The sequence below is a fragment of the Streptomyces vietnamensis genome (assembly GCF_000830005.1).
Taxonomy (GTDB): domain Bacteria; phylum Actinomycetota; class Actinomycetes; order Streptomycetales; family Streptomycetaceae; genus Streptomyces; species Streptomyces vietnamensis.
Genome location: NZ_CP010407.1, coordinates 8,362,202 through 8,382,231, shown reverse-complemented (window position 1 = coordinate 8,382,231; position 20,030 = coordinate 8,362,202). Strand labels below are relative to the sequence as shown.

Here is a 20,030-nt window from a genome sequence, read left to right as displayed (position 1 = left end):
CCCAGAAGCGGGGGCTTCGCCGGACGGGAGGACGGAAGGACGGGGCGTTCGGGGGCGGCGGCGAGGTGTCAGGCGCTCCGCCGCGCCTGCTGCTCGGCGTGGAGCTCGCGCGCGTTGCCGAGGGTGCCGTCGTCGGTGTGGGCGCACAGGGTGGCGTCGGAGCGTGGACCACCGTGTGGGGCCCGTCCGTCGGCGACCCGCATACGGTGGTGCGCCGTGCGGTCGTCGCGGGTGTCGGCAGGCGCCGAGGTCCTGCCGGACGCCCCGCCGCCCATGGCGCCCGGCTCCTCGCCGTTGTTCACCACCTGGCCTTCAAGGTGTGGCCCTGTGCGAGACCTGCCGGCCGCCGGTGCAGACGCTGGACGAGACCCACCGGGCCGCCGTGCACCGGGTGGCGCCGCCGGTGACGGTCGGGGAGAGGATCGCCATGTGGCCGGCCGAGGCGCTCGCCCCGTCGACCGCGATCCGGTACGTGCCGCAGACCGTGGCCGCGGTGGTCTCGGGAGTGAGAGCCGAGGGCTCTCCGGCCGTCACGGGGGCGAGGCTGAACGCGGCGGTGCCGCCGGCGGGCAGGCCGCTGGCCGTGGGGTTCACCATCTGGCCGTACATGGCCGCTGTCAGCGTCACCGACATGCCCCCCGGCGTCCCGCTGTCCCTGCCCGTCCACGGGTATCGCAAGCCCGAAGGGCAGATGACACAGGGCGAGCAGTACGACGGTTGGAGCTCGCCGCCCACGCCTACGGCCACCCCCTGCCCGACGCCTTCGTCGCCGCCGTGCAGCGTGATGGCCGGCACTGCACTGCCGCAGGCACGGCCGGACGCCGGGATCACCCTCTCCATCAGCGCCGAGGAGGGCCTGGTCGCCTCCCCCGGGGGGCGAGAAGCACTCCCGCGGACACGCTGTCCTCCGCTCGACAGGCGCCTTCGGGAAACAGAAGACGGCGTCCACGTCCTGCGCGACCTCGGCACGATGCGGGACGTGATGCCCTCTCCGGTCAGGCCGCCACGCTCTGCCGCGTCGCACTGACCACCAGCCACCGCCCACACCTGGGGGACCACGCCCAGGAACTGCGGAGCCGAGCCTCCCTGGACCTCGGGGATCAGCACAGAAGAGGAATATCCAGGTCAGCACACCCGCCCCCGCGCCTTCAGCTGCGTCGCCGGACCTCCGGGGCGTCCAGGCGGTCGCCGTCGTATGCCCTTCACCCCGCCGAAGCGGTCGGTCGCCATCTGGTCCTCGCGGGCCTTCCGGATCTCGGGCCCCCTCCGCCTGAGCGGGGACGTAAGGATCACAACTCCCGGTTCATCATGGCCATAAGGAGGCAGGGCTGATCGGCCGTCGTCCTTCGGTTCGACCTGCTTCTGCATGGCGGTCGCCCTTCAGGGCTAGGGACGAGACCGACCCAGATCCGGTCCATACGCGGACCAGCCGCCTGCAGCTTGGCCGGATCGTGGCCGTTTCCGCTGGTCAGCGGCCACACGACGCGTGTACCACCAGCACACGAGGGTCTGGCCCAGGTTCTGTGGTCGGTGACGCTGAGTGACGGATTCTCGAGGTCGGTGGGGCTGGGAGATCGTCCGGATCTCGTCGGCGAGGCGCCTCGGATAGCTGACTGTCGGCGACTGTGTCGCAATCATGGTCGTGGCTCGGCAAGTTGCTGTTTCCGTCGCTGCCGCAGGTGGAGATCGTCCACTTCAAGGCGTCGGGTCCGGTGGTGCGGGTCGAGGCCCGGCTCACCACGCTGGGTGCTGCTTGCCCGTCCTGCGGAGCGTGGTCGGAGCGAGTGCACGGCTCCTACCTGCGCTATCCGTCCGATCTACCCAGCTGCGGGCGGCCGGTGGTGGTGTCGTTGAGAGTGCGCCGGTTCATCTGCGGGCAGGCGTCGTGTCCGCGGCGGACCTTCGTCGAGCAGGCACAGGGGCTGACCCGCCGGAACGGTCAGGTCACCGAGCGACAGCGTGCGTCGGTCGCGTGTCTCGGCCTGGCCCTGGCGGGGCGGGCCGGCGCGCGGATAGCCGCGCTGCTTGGCATCCGGGCGAGCCGCAGCACCCTGCTCCGACGGGTGATGGACCTGCCCGACCCGGCCGTCGGCGCCCCGGTCGCGGTCGGCGTCGATGACTTCGCACTGCGCCGCGGCCATGTGTACGGCACCGTGATCACGGACGCGGCCACGCACCGGGTGCTGGACATGCTCCCGGACCGCGACGCGGCGACGCTCGTCCCCTGGCTGGCCGGACATCCGCAGATCGAGATTCTGTGCCGCGACCGGGCCAGCGCCTACGCGGACGCCGCTACGACCGCCGCGCCGCAGGCCAGGCAGGTTGCTGACCGGTATCACCTGTGGGCGAATCTTGTCAGCGCGGTCGAGAAGACCGTGGTCGACCACCGCCGCTGCCTGCACTCGCTGCCCACCATCGCTCCGGAGCCCGACCCGCAATGGGAAACTCCACCACACGACGATTCCGCCGGTGAGCCGGCAACCGGGCCGACGGAGCCGGCCGGCAAGATGGCCGAGCGCCGACGTCTCCACCACGCTCTGGTCCACGACCTCCTCGACCAGGGCCTGAGCGAGCGGGCGGTCGCCCGCCACCTGAGCTGGAGCCGTAACACCGTCCGCCGCTACGCCCGCGCCGCGCGGTGGCAGGACATGATGAAGGGGCGGCCCCAGCCGCGCGCGAGCATCCTCGACCCGTACAAGCCCTACCTGGAGCGACGCTGGGCAGAGACGGGTGGGAAGATCACCGGTCTCGCGCTCCTGGCAGAGATCCGCGAACGCGGCTACCGGGGCGGCCACACCGTGCTGTCCGTGTGGAAGCAAGGCCAGCAGGGACCCGACCCGCCTGCTCCGCCTCCCGCACCGCCCACCGTCCGGGCAGCGGTCGGCTGGCTCACCCGCCACCCCGCCGGCCTCACCCTCGACGAGGAACTACAGCGCAAGACTCTCCTGGCCCACTGCCCCGAACTGGAGACGACCGCCGACCTGGTCCGGTCCTTCGCCGAGATGCTCACCAGCCTGGAAGGCAACCGGCTGCCCGAGTGGATCACCCAGGCGAGGACGTCCGGACTACGCGGGATCAGCACCTTCGCCACCGGACTGAACAGCGACTACGACGCAGTCGGAGCCGGGCTGACCACCCAGTGGAACTCCGGCCATGTCGAAGGCGCCGTCAACCGCATCAAGATGCTCAAACGACAAATGTTCGGACGCGCCGGCTTCGACCTCCTACGAAAACGAGTCCTACTCGCCGAGTGACCCCTCAGTCTCCACGCGGAGGTCGTGAATCGGGAACATCGCGGGTGAGGGATGTTCTTTGCACGTTCCTCCTTCTCGGTGCAGTTCTTCGGGGCTCAGCGCCCAAGCGATGGCCTCGCCCGGACCACAGAATGAAGGATCGAGGTGGAACGTGGTCCGGGTCCCGAACGGTTTCGGCGCTGAGAACTCTTCCCGAGGGCCGGTCGGATCCATCCCGACCAGCTGCTGGCGATAGCCGTGACCGTTCAGCCACACCTCGATGACCGTGCAGACGCTGAGTGCGGCAGCGGCAGAGGGAGCCCAGCGCTGCATGTCGAACATGTCGAGCAGAGAACCGAAGAACCCTGGAAGAAGCCTCTCCCGTTCATCGATGCTGGGGCGCTGATCGCTCTCCACGGTGAAGGTGAAATCAGATCCGATCTCGACGCTGATCCGTCCATGCCTGCCGTCGCGACGATGCAGAGCATCCCAGGCCACCGCCCGAAGGACCTCGGTGGGAAGCTCAGGGCTGCCCTGCTCAACCAGAAAGTACATCTGTGGGCGGCGCCGCACGTGCTTCACGAAGTCGACCACCCGAAGTGGCTCGACTGTGAACCTCTCCATCCGCCCTCCCATCTCTGCACTTTCCAGCCAGCTACAGCCGATATGACACCCACCACTGCCAAGCTCCACGCTTCTTATCCGCCCGGCAGCTGTGACGGAATGTCACCAATCACGGAAGTTGAGCCAGACTCCGCATCGGCGCGGAGGAGGACGCGTACTACCTCCTGGACGCGGAAGGCACCGAGGCCGCTTGCGGCGGATTCAGCGCCACCGCCCGCGACCTGGCCCGGCTCGGCGAGATGATCCGCTGCGGCGGCGCAACCGGCGACTGCCAGATCGTCCCGGAAACCGTCGTCTCCGGTGTTCCTGACGGATACCCCCGCCGCGTCCGCTTCCCCGCCCCCCCCGAGGCGCCCGCCACGCTCTCGTACCACGACCCCCGGTGGATCCCCAACGATCCCTACGGCTCCTTCATGGCCAGCGGCATCCACGGCCAGCGCCTCTTCGTCTCCCCCGCGCTCGACCTGGTGATCGTCCACTACGCCTCCCAGATCGTCTCCCCGGTCGTCCCCCAGGTCCCCCTGGTCCAGGCGTTCCTGAAGATCGGCACGCACCTCCGCGGCTAGGTGTATTGACCCGCAGCGTTGTTGACGCAGTTGATGGGCGGGTGCCCGCCGAGTGCGGTGTGGCAGCGGTGGTGGTAGGTGTGGAGGAAATCCGACAGAGCAGCTGTCCGCTCGTGGTGCGCGATGCCGGCCGCGGTGAGGCTCTGGGTGAAGAGCTTGGACCTGTAGCAGGAGCCGTTGTCGGACAGGACGCGTTCGACCAGGATCCGCCTGCCGTGAACGGTCAGCCGGGCATCACGGTGGGAGACGAAGACCTCCGTGTGCGGTGTGGAGCCCAGACACCTCCACCGCACCGGAGGTCTTCGCCATGATCAAGACCAGTCAGCGTTGACAACGCTCGTGATCAATACACCAGGCCGCCCTCTTCGGACCGTCCGGCTCGGGGAGCACGTCGACGCCTTCGGCCTCGACGCCCTGTGCCAGGGCTGAGTCCACGACGTACACCTGGCCTCCGCCCGACTTCGACATGCGATTCACCGCACGCGGGTGAACCATGGAGAGAGGTCGTGCGTGCGGCAGCCGCAGACGGGGGAGTCAAGGCAGCTGTTCCGGCTCCGGCTTCCAGAGGTGGCGAGCGTGGACGTTTTCGATGCCGTCGTCGTCGGGTCGGGTTTCGGCGGGTCCGTGACGGCGTATCGCCTGGCCGACGCCGACCTCCGTGTATGCGTCCTCGAAAGAGGGAAGCCGTTCCCGCCCGGGTCCTTCCCCCGCAGCCCCCACGAGACGGCCAAGAACTTCTGGGACCCGGATTCCCGGTTGTACGGGATGTACGACATGTGGAGCTTCTCAGGGATGGACGCGCTCGTGTCCAGCGGGCTGGGCGGGGGGTCGTTGATCTACGCGAACGTGCTGATCCGCAAGCCGGAAAGCTGGTTCGTGCACGAGTCCTTCGATGGCGGCTACGAGAACTGGCCCGTCACCCGTGAGGACCTCGATCCGCACTACCAGTCGGTCGAGACCATGCTGGGCGCGCGGAGATACCCCTTCGACGTGGAGCCCTATCGGAGCACGCCCAAGACCCTCGCCATGCGCCAGGCTGCCGAGCGGCTGGGGCTTCCGTGGGAACTTCCGCTGCTGGCCGTCTCCTTCGGAGACCCTCCGGTGCCCGGCGCCCCCCTCGCCGGCGGCGAGGACAATCTGCACCACAGCCCGCGCTATGCGTGCAGGCTCGTCGGCGAATGCGACCTGGGCTGCAACCTCGGCAGCAAGAACAGTCTGGACTTCACCTACCTCAGCGCAGCGCACCGGCTCGGGGCGGACATCCGGACCCTCTGCGAGGTCCGCTCGTTCGAACCGGTCCGAGAGGGCTTCCAGGTCTCGTACATCGAGCACCGCGCCGCCGGGGACGAGGATCCGTCGGCCCCTCCCGTACGGCGAACCGTCAGGGCCAGGCGGCTGATCCTCTCCGCCGGCACGCTCGGCACGACCTATCTGCTGTTGCGGAACCGCAGCGCCTTCCCCACGCTCAGCCCGGCCCTTGGAACGCGTTTCTCCGGGAACGGGGACTTCCTCGGGCTGGTGTTCAAGGCCAAGGAGCGGCGTCGGGACCGGCCCGGGGAGACCGTGCCGCGCCTGATGGAGCCGAGTTTCGGGCCGGTCATCACGAGTGCGATGCGGGTGGACCGCAAGGGGAGCGGCGAGAGGGACCGGGGGTTCTACATCGAGGACGCCGGGTACCCGGAATTCCTCAACTGGCTCGTCGAGGACAATGTCCTCACGATGTCCGACAGGGTCGCGAGGTTCCTGCTGCGCCGAGGGTGGTCGCGGCTGACCGGGACCGCACGAAGCCGTGTGGGACGACAGCTCGGTGACGCCCTGGGCAAGGGGCTGTTCACCGCGACGTCCCTGCCGCTGCTCGGCATGGGAAGGGACGTGCCCGACGGCCGGATGTTCCTCCGGGACGGGAATCTGGACCTCGACTGGAAACCGGCCGCGTCCGATCGGTACTTCGAGCAGATGAACGAGACCATGGAGCGAGTGTCCCGCAGTCTCGGCGGACGCTACGCGGCGAATCCCCTGTGGCTGCTCAACCGCCTCATCACCGTGCATCCCGTGGGCGGCGCTCCGATGGGGAGCAGCGCACGGGAAGGCGTCGTGGACCCCTTCGGCCGCGTGTACGGCTACCCGGGACTGTCGATCGCCGACGGCTCGGTGCTGCCCGGCCCCGTCGGCCCGAACCCGTCGCTCACCATCGCAGCGCTCGCCGACCGGTCGGCCACCCGCATCATCGAGGACCACCGGCAGAACTCCGAGGACCCCTCATGACGACCGGACCGGGCACCACGCCCCACGGCGGATCCCCGCGCAGATCCCTCCTCCTCGCCGGCGGCGGGCTGAAGGTGGCCTACCAGGCCGGCGTCCTCCAGGTCCTGCTCGACGAGGCCGAGCTGACGTTCGACCACTCCGACGGCGCCAGCGGAGGCGTGTTCAACCTCGCGATGTACTGCCAGGGGATGTCCGGGCGCGAGATCGCCGACAACTGGCGCACGCTCTCTCCGCTGAAAGGCGTCAGCCCGAACTGGCGCGAACTGCCGAAGGGGCCCTACGCCCGTTCCCTCTTCACCCTGGACGGCTACCGGCGTCACGTCTTCCCGGACTGGGGTCTCGACTGGGAGCGGATCCGGGCCACCGACCGTGAAGCCACCTTCAACCTCTACAACTTCAGTGCCAACGAACTGGAGCCGGTGACCGCCGACCGCATGGACGAGGACCGGCTCTGTGCCGGGGTGGCGCTTCCCATGTGGTTCCCTCCGGTCGTCATCGACGGGCAGACGTACATCGACCCGGTCTATCTGACCGACGCGAACGTCGAGGAGGCGATCCGGCGGGGCTGCGACGAACTGTGGATCATCTGGACGGTCAGCCGAAGGCACCGCTGGCGCAACGGCTTCGTGGCCAACTACTTCCACATCATCGAGACGACGGCCAACGGCCGGCTCCAGGAATGGCTGCGCCGGATCGAGGCCAGCAACGCCGCCATCCGCGACGGGGAGGAGGGAGAGTTCGGGCGCCCGATCGAAGTCCGGCTGCTGGACGGCGAGGTCCCCCTGAACTACCTCATCAACTTCAGCCGGGACCGATTCGCCCAGGCCGTGGAACTCGGAGTCCAGCACGCGCGCCGCTGGTGCACGGACCACGGGATCCCCTGCAAGCCCGGCGAGCCTCCGGACCGCCCCGACGACCCGACCCGCCTGCGCTTCACCGAGCGCATGGTCGGCCGTGTCGTCTTCGGGGAGGACGACCCCCGGAAGGCGGCCTCGTCGGCGGGCGGAGCCGCCGCTGACATCACCTTGCACGTGACCGTGGACATCCGGGGAATGGACCGCTTCCTCGCCGACCCGGAGCACGAGGCCGAGCTGCGCGGAGAGATCCTCTGCCAAGAGCTGGGCGGGCGCCTGCCGGTCGAACGCGGAACCTTCCAGCTGTTCGTGGAGCACTCCGACCCGGAGCACCTGCGGATGCGCTACCGCCTGTTCTTCACCGACCGGGCCGGTCACCGGCTCACCCTCAGCGGGTACAAGGAGGTCAGCGAGGACTCCCGTCGGGGGATCTGGAAGGACACGTCCGTCCTGTACACGCACATCCTCCGTGGTCACGTCGCTGCCGGCGAGGAGTCCGGAGCCGAGTCGGTGGCCTCGGGAACCGTTCACATCCGCCCCACCGACTTCCTGAAGCAACTCACCACCTTCCGGGTCGAAGCGCCGACGCTGCCCGGCAGGGTGACCGCCCTGGGACGGTTCGGTCAGTTCTTCCTCGGCAAGCTGTGGGACGTGTACGCGCAGAACGTCCTGCCCTGGTCCCCGCTGTGACCGAGGAGGAGTCGACATGGACTTCCATGAACTGCGCAGACACGCGGAGGCGCTCCGATTCACTCCTCAGGAGCAGGTCCGCTGGCTCGCGCCGAAGGAGCTGGCGCGTACGGCGGTCAAGGTCCTGCTGGCCGCCGTCTTCGCCGACTACTCGGACAAGCGAGAGATCCAGGGCGCCCTGAAGGCCGGTCTCCTGCGGGCGCCGTTGGCGGATCCCGGCGCCGAGGAGATCTGGATCGATTTCGTCGCGGACCTCGGCGACGGATTCGAGGCGACGGCCTCGGTGGCATCCGTCCTGGGGGCGGACCGACTCGCCGTCGACGGGGCCGACCCACTCCCCCGTGGCGCGCTGCTCGTCCTCGGCGGGGACCAGGTGTACCCGGTGGCGTCGGCGACCGGGTACGAGGACCGGATGAAAGGGCCCTACCGCGCGGCGCTCCCGTCGGCGCCGGACGAGCCGCTCATGGTCGCGCTGCCGGGCAACCACGACTGGTACGACGGACTCACCGCGTTCCTACGGATGTTCGCCCAGGAAAGCGCGATCGGCGGCTGGCAGACCCGGCAGACCCGGAGTTACTTCGCCGTGGAACTGCCGCAGCACTGGTGGCTCGTCGGTCTGGACAGCCAGCTCGGCACCTACTTCGACGATCCGCAGCGGCGCTACTTCGAGACCCACCTCTCGCCGCGGCTGCGTCCGGGTGACAGCGTGATCGTCTGCTCGGCCGAGCCCACCTGGGTGAGGAGCGACGAGAGGCCCGACGCCTTCAACTCCCTGCACTGGTTCGACCGCAACATCGTGCGGTCCCGCTTCGACCGGACGACCCGGAAGCGCGAGGAGACGGGCGCCTCGATCCGGTTGTGGCTGACCGGCGACAAGCACCACTACGCCCGCTACGCGGAGCGGCTGCCCGACGACCGGGCCGGGGCCGGCGACGCCCTGCCCCCGGACCCCCGGCGGCGCCAGATGGTGACGTGCGGCCTCGGCGGGGCGTACCTCTCGTCCACCCACAGGCTCCCGAAGGCCCTGCTCCTGCCGCCGGCCGCCTCGCGCATGCAGAAGAAGGACCAGCCGCCGACTGCGCTCGCCCTCGCCCAGCACACGTACCCGGACGCGGCGGAGTCCCGCTCGCTCGCCCGCGCCATCGCCGAGCCGTGGTCGCGGTACTGGCTCCCTCGGCGCAACCCCGGATTCGCCGTCCTGGCCGGGGCGGTACAGATGGTGCTCGTCCTGATCATGAGCGGCGCGTTCGCGCTGGCCGAAGGCCGGCACAATCCCGTCGGGGCCTTGCGGAGCGCCGGCGTCGACGATGTGCTCGGCCTGCTCTGCACGAGTGCCGTCCTCTTCGTCCTGCCCTTCGTGATCGGCTGGTGGAGTGGGCTGCTGCGCGAACGGCGCCCCAGGGCGCCGTCCGGTCCGGTCGTGGCCGTGCTGTTCCAGGCGGCGGTCGCCGCCGCGTCGCTGACCGTCACCGTCGCCATCGCCCGCTCGGTCCCGTCCTCCTGGAACGGCTTCGCGTTCCTGGCGATCCTGCTGGTCGTCGCCGCGGTGATGGGCGCTTCCCTCGGCTCCCAGCTCTTCGCCCTGTGGGTGCTGTGGACGAACCGGGGCCTGGTCGCCGACTGGCAGATGTCCGGGCAGTCCATCGACGACCACAAGGGCTTCCTCCGGATGCACCTCGCACAGGACGGCACGCTCACCCTCTACCCGCTGGCACTCGACGGGACCTGCCGGAACTGGAAGATCGACGAGGTCGCGGACGCAGAGGGCGTGTGGAAGCGGCCGGTACCCGAGCCGGCGCCGACCGTACGGCTCATCGAGGAACCCGTCGTGATCGCACGGCACGGTCAGGGGTGACCGCGAGGAGGCACCGGACCGATTGTCTGCGAACCCACTCCTTCCGGCTGACGGCGACCGCCTCACCGTCACGGCTCTCCCCAGCACGGTTACGGTCGGCCGGCGGGTAGGCGCGGATCAGCCGGTCGAAGGGGAACCGTCCGGCCCGCCACAGGCCGGTCAGCCGGGGTACCAGCGGTCCGGGTACCGCGTCGCCTTCTCAGATGTGGCGGAGGCTGCGGCCCCGGTCGAGCGTGCCCGGTCCGAGCGGCAGCGGGGTGCGCAGGCGTGCCACGAAGCCGGGGGTTCCGGTGGGGCACAGTGTTTGGAGCGCGTTGTTGATGAGCGGGGCCGCCCCGGACGGCGTTGCGGGCCGGGACGAGCGCGTACGCGGCGAGGGAGGACTGGCCGAACCATCAGGGGGCCGGCGCCTTCCCCGATGGCGCCGGTGAGCCGTGGCGCGTCCTCTCGCGTCCTCCGAAGAGGTTGAGAGAGGCGAAGGAGCCGCAGTAGGCGGGGGCGGCGGCAAGAAGGTCGTCTCGGCCGAGTTCTGCACGCCCCGGCCCCCCTGACGCCGGGCGCCACCCGCTCCCGCACGTGCCAAGGGCCGGGAAGAGGAGATCGTCGGCCGCTGTGCCGCCACCGCTCTTCTGCGCTCGTCGGGCTCCGTCACCCTCGGGGGCATGCATCATCGAATGTGGGGAGACCATCGGCACCATCGACGAGGAGTGGCGATGAGGTTGTCGTTCCTTGAGCCCCTCTACGCGGAGCCGGGTCCGTACGCCTCCGTGTACCTGGATACCTCCCGGAACACAGAGGATCCCGAGCGGGCGATCGCGCTTCGCTGGCGGCAGCTGCGCGAGAGCCTGTCCCGTCAGGGCGCGGATCAGGGGCTGCTGAACGTGCTGGAGAAGGTGGTCGGCACCGACACCGAGGTGCCCGGGGTGCACGGGCAGACCCTCTTCGCCGCACACGGCACGCTCGTGCTGAACGGGGAGCTGCCCTGGCCGCCCGAGCACGACTCCGCGCGCTACAGCACCCTGCCGGACGCGATGCCCCTCGTCACCCAGCACGTTCCGGAGATCCCCTACATGGCCGTGGTCGTCCACTACGGCGGCCTGCCGACCGCCGAAGCCCGCGGGTGGGTGACGCTGGAGGCGGAGACCGGCACCTGGCCCACGTCCACCGTCGCCCCGGGTGAGCGGCTGCACCGCAGGGTCTCGGTGGCGACCTGGCACCGCACCGCCCTCCGGCTCGGCCATCGGCTGGACGAACGGGCGCGGCGCGCCCATGCCGACGCCGTCGTCGTCGGCGGCGACGAGTGGGCGTGCAACGTACTGATCCGCCGCCTGCCGCACACCCTTCGGGACAAGGTCGTACGCGTGGGCGGCCGGACTCCCACCGACACCCGACGCGCCCTCCTTGAGCCCCAGCTCGACGGCGTCTTCCGCGGGCGCATGGCCGCGCACGACCGGGAACTCGTGGACGTCTTCATCGGCCGGCGTGCCCTGGACGGACCCATGGCGGAAGGGCTGGCCGCCACTGTGGCCGCTCTCCAGCGCGGCCAGGTGGCGGCACTGTTGCTGAACCGCCCACCCGCGTCGTCGCTGCTGCTCTGGGCAGGCTCGCAGCCCACTCAGCTCGCCCTGAGCGAGGCGGAGCTGATGTCCTTCGGCGTGCGGGCCCCGCGTGAGGAGCGCGCCGACGAGGCCCTTGTCAGGGCCGTCGTCGGCACTGGTGCCGAACTGGTGGTCGTACCGGAGAGCGAGCTGGGACTGTACGAGGGCGTGGGCGCCCTGCTGCGGTACACCGACCTTGGGACCCCCTCCTGACACCGGCACGCTGCCCGTTCCACTCCCCCGGCAGATGAGCACCCAGCCCTTTCTGATCGCGATGATGGTCTCGGCGCTCGGCCATGCGCGTCGTCGGCGTCGAGCTTCTGCACGACCTGCTCGACGGGGCCCGCCCACGGCCGGCCGGACAGGACGTCGGCAAGACCGAGGGCGTACTCGGCAACAGGATCCTCGGATGTCACGCCGTGCCGCTTACGGCCGCGCCTCGTTCCCGCAGGCCCCGGGAACAGCTCCGCGCCGGTGACCGGCTCATCCGGCCGATCGGCGATGCCACGTTCAGCGCTGATAGGTCCCGACCAGGGTGCCCGAAGCCAGCTCCCTGCCCTTCAAGGCACGGTGCACGTCCTCGGCGCCTGGGTGACCGTGCAGCGGCAGCGGCTCGGACAGGGCATACAGACGGAAGAAGTAGCGGTGCTGCCCGTGCCCCGGCGGGGGCATCGGCCCTCCCCAGCCGACGCGCCCGAATCCGTTGGGCCACGGCAGTCCGCCCTGGGGTTTCTGGCCCTCCGTCACGCCGGCGGTCCCCGGATCGATGCCGGTCACCAGCCAGTGCAGGAACGTCGTCCCCGGCGCATCCGGGTCCTCGCACAGGAGCACCAGCTCCGTGGCCTCCCGGGGCACCCCCGACCAGGTCAGGGGCGGTGAAATGTTCTCTCCTTCCCCGCTGTGGCGACGGGGGATCACCGTTCTGTCGTCGAACGCGGTGCTGCTGAGTTCAATTCCGCTCATGCGCCCCGCCATACCCGCGGGTGGCGGCGTCGGCACCGGTCCGCACCCGAAACCCCTCGTTCGACCCAGCCCACCCGGCCCACCGCGGGAGGCTGGGCGAAAACGGCGGTGTGCCGACAAGGATCCTGATCGAGGGCCGCCCTGGCGCGGGCAAGACAACCGCCCTCCGTCGGCTGGCCGCGCTGCTGCCCACCCGCCCGGCCACCGGCTTCACCACCGAGGAGATCTGGCAATCCGGCGTCCGGGTCGGTTTCGTCCTGGAGACCCTGGCAGGCCGACGTGAGGTGCTCGCCCATGTCGACCTGCCCGGTCCGCCGCGGGTAGGGAAATACGGCGTCGACCTGGGCGTCATGGAGCGACTGGCGCTGCCGACACTGCGACCGACAACAACGGCGGAGTCGGCACGGCGGCTGGTTCTCATCGACGAGCTGGGGCGGATGGAACTGGCGTGTACTGCGTTCCGGGACGCGGTCGACGCTCTCTTCGCCGCAGAGGCCGACATCGTCGCCACAGTCCACACGCACCGCGATCCGTTCACCGACACCCTCAGGCGGCGTGCCGACATCGAGGTCGTCCACCTCACTGCGGCGAACCGGGACGTCCTGCCCGGGGAGCTCGCGGCCCGGCTGCAGCAGCCCGGGACTCGTCAAGGGCCTCCCGCTCACCGATGAGACGTATCGCGTCCGAGCTACGGGGTGGTCGATCGAGCACTACCACCTGAGTCCTTGCGTCCTCGGCAGGGGCAACGGGCCCGGTCTGACGAACCTGCTTCGGGTGGACGTCGTCGAGGGCCGGAGCTCTGGTGCCGTACTGGTTCCGGACGTGTGCGTAGGTCTCGGTCAGCCGGTGGACCGAGATGTGCGCGTCGATCATCGTGGCTACGCGGGACGAGCACGGGATCGCTCGGCAGGGACCGGGTGTGCACGACGGAGCCGGAGCAGTCGACGAGTACGACCCTGGCCCGTCGAGTCGGCCGGCTCGGCGCCGGCGAAGGCGTGCGGGGCGGGCGCGGCGGCCGCCTACAGGGGGCATGGCCTCCCTGCTTCGCCGAGGGGAACGCCGGGGCCGAAGCACAGCAGGATGACACGGTCACCGGCTTCGGAGGGCACCAGAGCGAAACAAGCCGGGATGCGATTCCTCTTGCCGAGGACGGTCGCCTGCTCGTCGGTGGCAGCGGCCCGTCGGGAAGCCCAACGACGCCGGCCGAGGAGGGTGGCCAGAAGGCCGGTCGTCCGGGGGCTGGTCATGCCAGGGCCGGCCGCCTCGGCGCTGCTCGTGGCGAGGTTCCCTGTGTCGCGGTGCGCCGTCTTCGGGCCGGGCCGCGTAGCCGGTTCCCCGACCGTCCGTCACCTGCCGTCAAGACCAGCAGATCAAGGACCGTGGAGTCGTTCACCGACCAGGCGGTCCGACTCCCCGGCGCGCCGGTGACACCTGTCGGTTGACCAAGATGCGGACCATACCCGGTCCAAGCCACTGACCTGATCCCAGAAGACCACCGTTTCCCATGGTCAGCACAGTTGCTGCTCGTGTACCACCAGCAGACGAAGAACCTGCTGGTCGGCTCCTCGCCGAAGAAGCTCGGGTTCTTCTGGGACTTGTTGCCGAAATGATCTCCATCTGTAGATCATGATGTGGTGATACGCCGCCATGAACTGACTGATGCGGAGTGGGATCTCGTCCGGCCGTTGCAGCCCCGCCCTGTGCTTGGTCGGCCTCGGCTGGACGATCGGACGGTCCTGAACGGGATGGCGTAGAAGTTCCGCGCTGAGGTCACATGGCGGCATGTCCCCGAGCGAAACGGCTCCTGGGCCACGCTTCACACCCGCGGCGCGGCGCAGGGCCGCCGCCGGCAGCGCGGCTCACACGTTCTCGCACCGATGACGCGGCGGTCTCGGCCCCCGCCGCGACGTGGCCCCACGGCCGGAGCAGGACGGCCGTTCCGGCAGCCGACCATCCGGAGGTGTTGCGCAACTTCCTCAGCCAGACCGGCTCGTCCCCGGGGCGGCTCTCCTTGGGCCGTTCGTGGGTCATGGCCCGTCGGGCCACGCCTCGCCCAAGGCCCGGACCACTCGCGGAGCACTACGCCGTCCCGCAGACCCACCCATCCATTTCGATCGCCGACCGCGGCCGGCAACTGTCCAGGCGCTCTTCGTACGGCGGCGAGCAGCCCCTTGCCGGCCGGCTCCGACACTTCCGCCCAGCTCACCCGTTCGGCGGACTCGCCGCGCCGGAGGCAGGCGACGCTCGTAGCGTCGGGGCGGACAGCGTTCGCCGTAGCACCCGGGAGAAGCCGATGACGGATGAGTCGATGGAGAAGCTGGCCACGGAGGCATGGCTCTACGGGTACCCGCTGGTCACGGCAGCCGTGACGAAAAGCAACATGACCGCGGTCCCGGCCCGGGACGACGCGCGCCGGAAGGCCCCGGTCAATCAGTTCTGTTACATGCGAGCCACCCCGGACGCCTCCTTCACCGAAGTCGTCTCACCGAACGCCGACACCCTGTACTCCAGCGCCTGGCTCGATCTGTCCGAGCAGCCTCTGGTGCTGACCGTTCCCGAGTTCGGTGACCGGTTCTGGATGGTCCCGATCCTGGACGCCTGGTCGAATGTCTGCGCTGTCGTCGGCCAACGCAAGAACGGTCGGTCCGCTGGCCCGTTTCTGATCGCTGGGCCAACCTGGTCGGGAGCGGTCCCCGCCGGCCTGACCCTGTTGAAGTCGCCCACCGCCGTGAACTGGATCATCGCCCGGTACGCGACCAGCGGCCCGTCGGACTTCCCGTCCGTCAACCGGCTCCAGGACGGCACGCGGCTGATTCCGCTGTCGGAATGGACCGGCGATCCCGAGAGCTACTCCCCTCCCACCAGCGTCCCCGTCCCCGCCGGCGCCGACGCCACGACGGCGCCCGTCGACAAGGTCCACGCACTCAGCGGCCGCGAGTACTTCACTCTCCTCAACCGGATGATGGTCGACAACCCTCCGGACCCTGCCGATGCCCCGTTCCTGGGCACCCTCGCGAAGCTCGGCATCGTACCGGGCGCGACCCTGGACGACCTGTCCCCCGAGGAGCTCGCCACCCTGGACGCGGGTGCGCGACGCGGCCCGGAGGTCCTGCGTGATCTGCTCGCCGGTGCGGAATCCGCGGGCTCCGGTGGGTGGACCGTGCACCGAGGCCTGGGGGATTACGGAACCGACTACGCCAAGCGCGCGGTGATCACCCGGTTCGGGTACGGAGCCAACCTCGACGCCGACGCCCTGTACCCGCACGCCACCACCGACTCCGAGGGTCGGCCCCTCGACGGCGCCCACACCTACGTGCTGCACTTCGACGCCGGGGATACCCCGCCCGTCGACGGCTTCTGGTCCCTCACCATGATGAACGAGCGCCAACTCTTCACCGACAACCCGCTGAACCGCTACGCGATCGGCGACCGCAGCAGCATGCGGACCAACCCCGACGGCTCCCTGGACATCTACGTCCAGCACGACAACCCCGGACCCGACCGCGAGACCAACTGGCTCCCCGCCCCCGTGGGCAGCTTCAACGTCTTCCTGCGCCTCTACTGGCCCCAGCAGCCCGCCCTCACCGGCAGCTGGACCCCGCCGGCGCTGCAGCGGACCAGTTGACCCCCGCACGGGAACGGACCATACCCGGTTCGATTCCTGGACCAGGCCTGCCGAGGCGGTGGGCCTGGTCCTCGTGCGCCACGTCGTACTGTCATCCAAGCAGATGTGTCCAGGTGATTAAGCCGCACAGGGAGCAGTCGCGATCACCCACGGATTCAGCGTCAGTCTGCTGAAGTTCCCTTCCCGCCACCGCACACCGACTCGAACGACCAAGAGAAATGACCGGCCGACGCTCACGCACTCGCAGAACTCGACCACCCGCAAACGCCGGAGGCTTTTTGCCGTGCCGCTCGGCGACGCCCGCGATCCGCGCCGGCGTCTCCGTCGGGAGGTCCCGGGCCTGCGACAGCCAGTGGTCGAGCCAATCGCCGTCCGTCGCACCTGTCTAGGCTCCGTGCGGCAGCGGTTGCCGCGCCCAGATGGTCTTGCCGCGGTCGTGGTAGCGAGTCCCCCACAGGTCGGCGAGCTGGGCGATCATGTAGAGCCCGCGTCCGCCTTCGTCGGTTTCGGCCGCGTGCCGCACATGGGGGGAGGTACTGCTGCCGTCGGTCACCTCGCAGGTCAAGCCCTCGTCTCGGATCAGCCGCAGCTGGATGGGCGGCTTGCCGTAGCGCAGTGCGTTGGTGACCAGCTCGCTGACGATCAGCTGGGTGCCGAACTCCAGGTCCGCCAGGTCCCAGGCGTGCAGCTGCTCGGTCACCAGCGTGCGGGCGCGGCCGACCTCCCTGGAATCGCTCGCCAGGTCCCAGCCGGCGTGGAACTCCGGCCCGAGGCTGCGCAGCCGCGCGGCCATGAGCACGGCGTCGCAGAGCCGGCCGCTCGGGCCGAGCAGATTGATCAGCTGGTCGCACATCCCGGTCGGATCGGTCTGCGCCGCGTCCGGCCCGGCCGGTGGGACCAGTGAGCTCAGCGCGGCCAGCAGGGCCTCCGGGCGGCCGTCGGCGTCGGTGCTGCCGAGACCCTTGGTGCTCAGGACCAGCACGTCGCCGTCGGTCCAGGGCATGACGGTGCTCTCGTAGGGCGTGCCGGGGACCCCGAACGGGTGACCGACCGGCATGTCGACGGCCCGTACGCCCTGGCCGGCGGCGCGGATCACGGGCACCGGGTGGCCCGCACTGGCCAGCGAGAGTTCCTGCTTGATCGGGTCGAAGGTCGCGAACAGACAGGTGGACCCGATCGGGCCGCTCCCGGTGTGCGCGAACTCCGCCACGAAGCGCTTCACCATCGCGTCCAGCCGCGTGAGCACCTCCTCCGGGCTCAGGTCCTCGTACGCGAGGGCTCGGGTGGCCGTGCGCATGCGGGGCACGTAGACGGCGGCCTGCAGCCCCTCCCCCGGCGCGTCGCCGACCACCAGGACGGTCCGAGAGCCGGAGAGCCGGATGACGTCGTACCAGGCGCCGCCGAGCCCGCCGGGGCCACGTGCCGGCAGATGGCGGTAGGCCACGTCGACGGTCGATGCGCCAGGCAGCAGGCTGGGAAGCAGGCCGGGCAGCATCAGGCGCTGGAGGTCCAGGGCTCGGGCCTGGTCCCTCGCGTGGAGCCGGGCGTGATCGATGGCGATGCCGGCCTGCTGGACGATCTCCGCGGCGGTGGCCACGTCGTCGCTGTCGAAGCGCTGCGCGGCCTTGAGCGGGTCGGTGAGCGGTTGTTCGAGCGAGTCCTCGAACCGGACGAGGACCACGACGCCGAGCGGCAGCTCCCCTACGTGCATCGGCACGGCGAGCCAGGAGCGCACATGGCCGCGCGCCACTGCCGCCACCCGCGTGTTGCCGCTGTCGGCGGCTGCCGAGGCCAGTTCCTCGCCGGTCAGAAGCACCGGCCGCCGACTCGCGAGGGCTCGCAGGACCGGCCCGCCCGGGAGGGACGCGAACGCGTCGGCCTCCCCCACGTCCGAGACCGTCCGGATCGGCGGCCGACCGGCGGTGGCGGTCGCCGCCCGCAGCAGCGGGAGTCCCGAGGCGACGGCGTCGGGATCGGGCTCGCCGGTTCCGACGACGAACTCGAAGAGGTCGACGTGGGCGTAGTCGCACAGCCGCGGGACGACGAACTCGGCCAGGCGCTGCGCGGTCTCGCGGACGTCGAACCGGCCGCCGCCGAGCCACAGGCCCACCTCGTTCACCGGCCGCAGCCGTTCTCGGGCGAGTTCCTCGCGGGCGTTGTCGACCAGGATGTGCGCCTGGCCGACTGGCTCGCCGGCGCCGCGCAAGGGGAAGAGCATCTCTGACGAGACCACGTGGCGGCGACTGGGCGCTGATGCGGTGCCTTGCGCCTGGACCCGCAGCAGCGGCTCGACGGTGCCGGGAACAGCGCGCTGCCGCTCCTCGAAGGCGTCCGCATCCAGCAGCCGACCGCGTCCACGACTGCGAAGGCGTCGCCCTGCGGATGCGGGTCGGCGTGCGGGCTCTGCGGTGAGGCACCGCTGGCAGCCATGGTCCACCTCGGTACTCAGGGGATGCCAACCTCAAGTCCCGGCGAGCCGGTGCCGCTGCCGGACCGGACCGACCGGATCTTTCTCGGTCCCCTTGCGTCAGCATAAGTCGGGGGTCGCCGGCCTGCCCGGTGCGTGGTCCGGTGCGTCCCGGCGCAGAGCGTCGCCGCGCCGCTCTCCACGCTGGTCCGTGCGGTGTGCAGTGCGTATGCGTACGAGAGGTCGATGGCCCCGGAGAGGAGACACAGACCACCAGGGCGGGCGCCACCAGCCCCCACCAGGACAGAATCGGAACCGTTCCAGCAGGGTGAGGGTGGCCGGGTGCTGCGACCGCGACCCCGGCACTCGCTCCAGCGAAGGATGGATCTGCGTCGGCAAGCCATGGAGTCGATTGGCGAAGCGGGTCGATTCCCCGGCCGGGTCGTCGTCGAAGCCGACGCTCATCTCCAGTTCGCGATCGCGTCGTCCTCCCCTCCCCCACAGCCGGCGGACGCTCGTGACGCAGCGGCCGGACATCGGCTCGGCCACCAGCGGAGGTCGGTCTACTGAGGCCGAGGACACTCCGCGGAGAAGTCGCCGCTGACGGGCCGGATGCCCGGGGATCCGGCCCGTCAGGCGCGTTCGGGCTCCACCGCGTCGAGCGTCCCCCGCAGCCACTGCTCGACCTCGGCCACGTGTACCGTCGCCCACGCCTGGGCGACTTCGGGCTGCCGGGCGGCGACCGCCTCGTAGATGGCGCGGTGCTGCTGCCAGGCCCGCGCCACCGCGCCCTCCTCGATCCGGCCGCGCCACAGGCGGGCGCGGGCCGTGGGACCGGACATGCCGTCGAGGAGCGAGCAGAGCACGGCGTTGCCCGATCCAGCCGCGAGCCTGCGGTGGAACTCCAGGTCGTGGTCGATCAGTCCCTCCAGGGTCGGATCGTCGTCGAGCCGGTCGAGGACCTCGCCGAGCGCGGCGATCTCCTCGTCCGGCATCACCCGGGCGGCCATCGCGGCGGCGGCCGGTTCGAGGATGCGCCGGACCTCCAGGAACTGCAGGACGGTGTCGTCCTGCTGGAGGTCGGCGACGAACGTCAGGGCGTCGAGGAGCAGGTCGGGTTCCAGGCTCGTGACGTAGGTGCCGTCGCCCTGGCGGACGTCGAGGACCCGCATGAGCGAGAGGGCCTTGACCGCCTCGCGCAGCGAGTTGCGGGAGAGGCCGAGCCGTTCCGCGAGATCGGCTTCGCGCGGGAGTCGGGAGCCGGGGCGGAGCTCACCGCTGACGATCATGGCTTTGATCTTGTCGATCGCCTCGTCGGTGACTGGCACTCTCTCGCCTCTCTCTGGGGTG

At 70.3% G+C, this 20,030-nt stretch carries 14 protein-coding genes and 3 pseudogenes; 8 read left to right on the top strand and 9 right to left on the bottom strand.

What is annotated here, in order from left to right; translation table 11 throughout:
- Positions 1 to 68: 68 nt before the first annotated feature.
- Entirely contained in the window at positions 69 to 305 is a 237-nt protein-coding gene (locus SVTN_RS37245) for a hypothetical protein (RefSeq protein ID WP_041133030.1), read from the bottom strand.
- 7 nt (positions 306 to 312) lie between these two features.
- A complete protein-coding gene (locus SVTN_RS37240) occupies positions 313 to 627 on the bottom strand; it encodes a hypothetical protein (protein ID WP_159026560.1) in 315 nt (104 codons plus the stop codon).
- Positions 628 to 1,655: 1,028 nt separating this feature from the next.
- Between SVTN_RS37240 and SVTN_RS37235 the strand changes: the two genes are divergently transcribed.
- Positions 1,656 to 3,254 (top strand): ISL3 family transposase, encoded by a 1,599-nt coding sequence (locus SVTN_RS37235; RefSeq protein ID WP_245727788.1) that lies wholly within the window; start codon positions 1,656 to 1,658, stop codon positions 3,252 to 3,254.
- Here SVTN_RS37235 and SVTN_RS37230 read toward each other — a convergent pair.
- Entirely contained in the window at positions 3,240 to 3,827 is a 588-nt protein-coding gene (locus SVTN_RS37230; protein WP_245727786.1) for an ATP-binding protein, read from the bottom strand. The genes SVTN_RS37235 and SVTN_RS37230 overlap by 15 nt on opposite strands.
- Positions 3,828 to 4,096: 269 nt before the next feature.
- Between SVTN_RS37230 and SVTN_RS37225 the strand changes: the two genes are divergently transcribed.
- Positions 4,097 to 4,423 (top strand): hypothetical protein, encoded by a 327-nt coding sequence (locus tag SVTN_RS37225; protein ID WP_245727784.1) that lies wholly within the window; start codon positions 4,097 to 4,099, stop codon positions 4,421 to 4,423.
- On the opposite strand, the pseudogene SVTN_RS46700 reads toward SVTN_RS37225, so the two are convergent.
- Positions 4,420 to 4,542: pseudogene (locus SVTN_RS46700) on the bottom strand (IS481 family transposase); the annotation flags it as partial. The gene SVTN_RS37225 and the pseudogene SVTN_RS46700 overlap by 4 nt on opposite strands.
- Positions 4,543 to 4,999: 457 nt before the next feature.
- Between SVTN_RS46700 and SVTN_RS37215 the strand changes: the two are divergent.
- Genes SVTN_RS37215 through SVTN_RS37205 form a run of 3 tightly spaced genes read left to right on the top strand, consistent with a single transcriptional unit; the run spans position 5,000 to position 10,087 of the window.
- Positions 5,000 to 6,688 (top strand): GMC oxidoreductase, encoded by a 1,689-nt coding sequence (locus tag SVTN_RS37215; protein WP_218922699.1) that lies wholly within the window; start codon positions 5,000 to 5,002, stop codon positions 6,686 to 6,688.
- A complete protein-coding gene (locus SVTN_RS37210; protein ID WP_041133024.1) occupies positions 6,685 to 8,232 on the top strand; it encodes a patatin-like phospholipase family protein in 1,548 nt (515 codons plus the stop codon). Before SVTN_RS37215 ends, SVTN_RS37210 begins: the two co-directional genes overlap by 4 nt.
- 16 nt (positions 8,233 to 8,248) lie before the next feature.
- A complete protein-coding gene (locus tag SVTN_RS37205) occupies positions 8,249 to 10,087 on the top strand; it encodes a hypothetical protein (RefSeq protein ID WP_041133023.1) in 1,839 nt (612 codons plus the stop codon).
- Here SVTN_RS37205 and SVTN_RS45900 read toward each other — a convergent pair.
- Positions 10,044 to 10,705 (bottom strand): annotated as a pseudogene (locus SVTN_RS45900) (MDR/zinc-dependent alcohol dehydrogenase-like family protein); the annotation flags it as partial. The gene SVTN_RS37205 and the pseudogene SVTN_RS45900 overlap by 44 nt on opposite strands.
- Positions 10,706 to 10,800: 95 nt before the next feature.
- Between SVTN_RS45900 and SVTN_RS37200 the strand changes: the two are divergent.
- Entirely contained in the window at positions 10,801 to 11,898 is a 1,098-nt protein-coding gene (locus SVTN_RS37200) for a baeRF2 domain-containing protein (RefSeq protein ID WP_041133022.1), read from the top strand.
- Between the two features lie 297 nt (positions 11,899 to 12,195).
- Here the strand turns inward: SVTN_RS37200 and SVTN_RS37195 are convergent, their stop codons facing one another.
- Positions 12,196 to 12,648: a YbhB/YbcL family Raf kinase inhibitor-like protein gene (locus SVTN_RS37195; protein WP_041134670.1), complete on the bottom strand. Its 453-nt coding sequence runs from the start codon at positions 12,646 to 12,648 to the stop codon at positions 12,196 to 12,198.
- Positions 12,649 to 12,758: 110 nt separating this feature from the next.
- Between SVTN_RS37195 and SVTN_RS37190 the strand changes: the two genes are divergently transcribed.
- Together SVTN_RS37190 and SVTN_RS37185 are read left to right on the top strand one after the other, a co-directional pair.
- Positions 12,759 to 13,319 (top strand): nucleoside-triphosphatase, encoded by a 561-nt coding sequence (locus tag SVTN_RS37190; protein WP_052499531.1) that lies wholly within the window; start codon positions 12,759 to 12,761, stop codon positions 13,317 to 13,319.
- Between the two features lie 1,622 nt (positions 13,320 to 14,941).
- Positions 14,942 to 16,273, top strand: a complete 1,332-nt coding sequence (locus tag SVTN_RS37185) for a DUF1254 domain-containing protein (protein WP_041133021.1) — start codon at positions 14,942 to 14,944, stop codon at positions 16,271 to 16,273.
- 385 nt (positions 16,274 to 16,658) lie between these two features.
- On the opposite strand, the gene SVTN_RS37180 is transcribed toward SVTN_RS37185, so the two are convergent.
- The 3 genes and pseudogenes from SVTN_RS37180 to SVTN_RS37175 form a co-directional block, all read right to left on the bottom strand.
- Entirely contained in the window at positions 16,659 to 18,479 is a 1,821-nt protein-coding gene (locus SVTN_RS37180) for an ATP-binding SpoIIE family protein phosphatase (RefSeq protein WP_159026559.1), read from the bottom strand.
- Between the two features lie 513 nt (positions 18,480 to 18,992).
- Positions 18,993 to 19,154: pseudogene (locus SVTN_RS45895) on the bottom strand (IS110 family transposase); the annotation flags it as partial.
- A 158-nt stretch (positions 19,155 to 19,312) separates the two neighbouring features.
- Positions 19,313 to 20,008 carry a FadR/GntR family transcriptional regulator gene (locus tag SVTN_RS37175; RefSeq protein WP_041133020.1) on the bottom strand — a complete coding sequence of 232 codons (696 nt, stop codon included), beginning with the start codon at positions 20,006 to 20,008 and terminating at the stop codon, positions 19,313 to 19,315.
- Positions 20,009 to 20,030 lie beyond the last annotated feature (22 nt).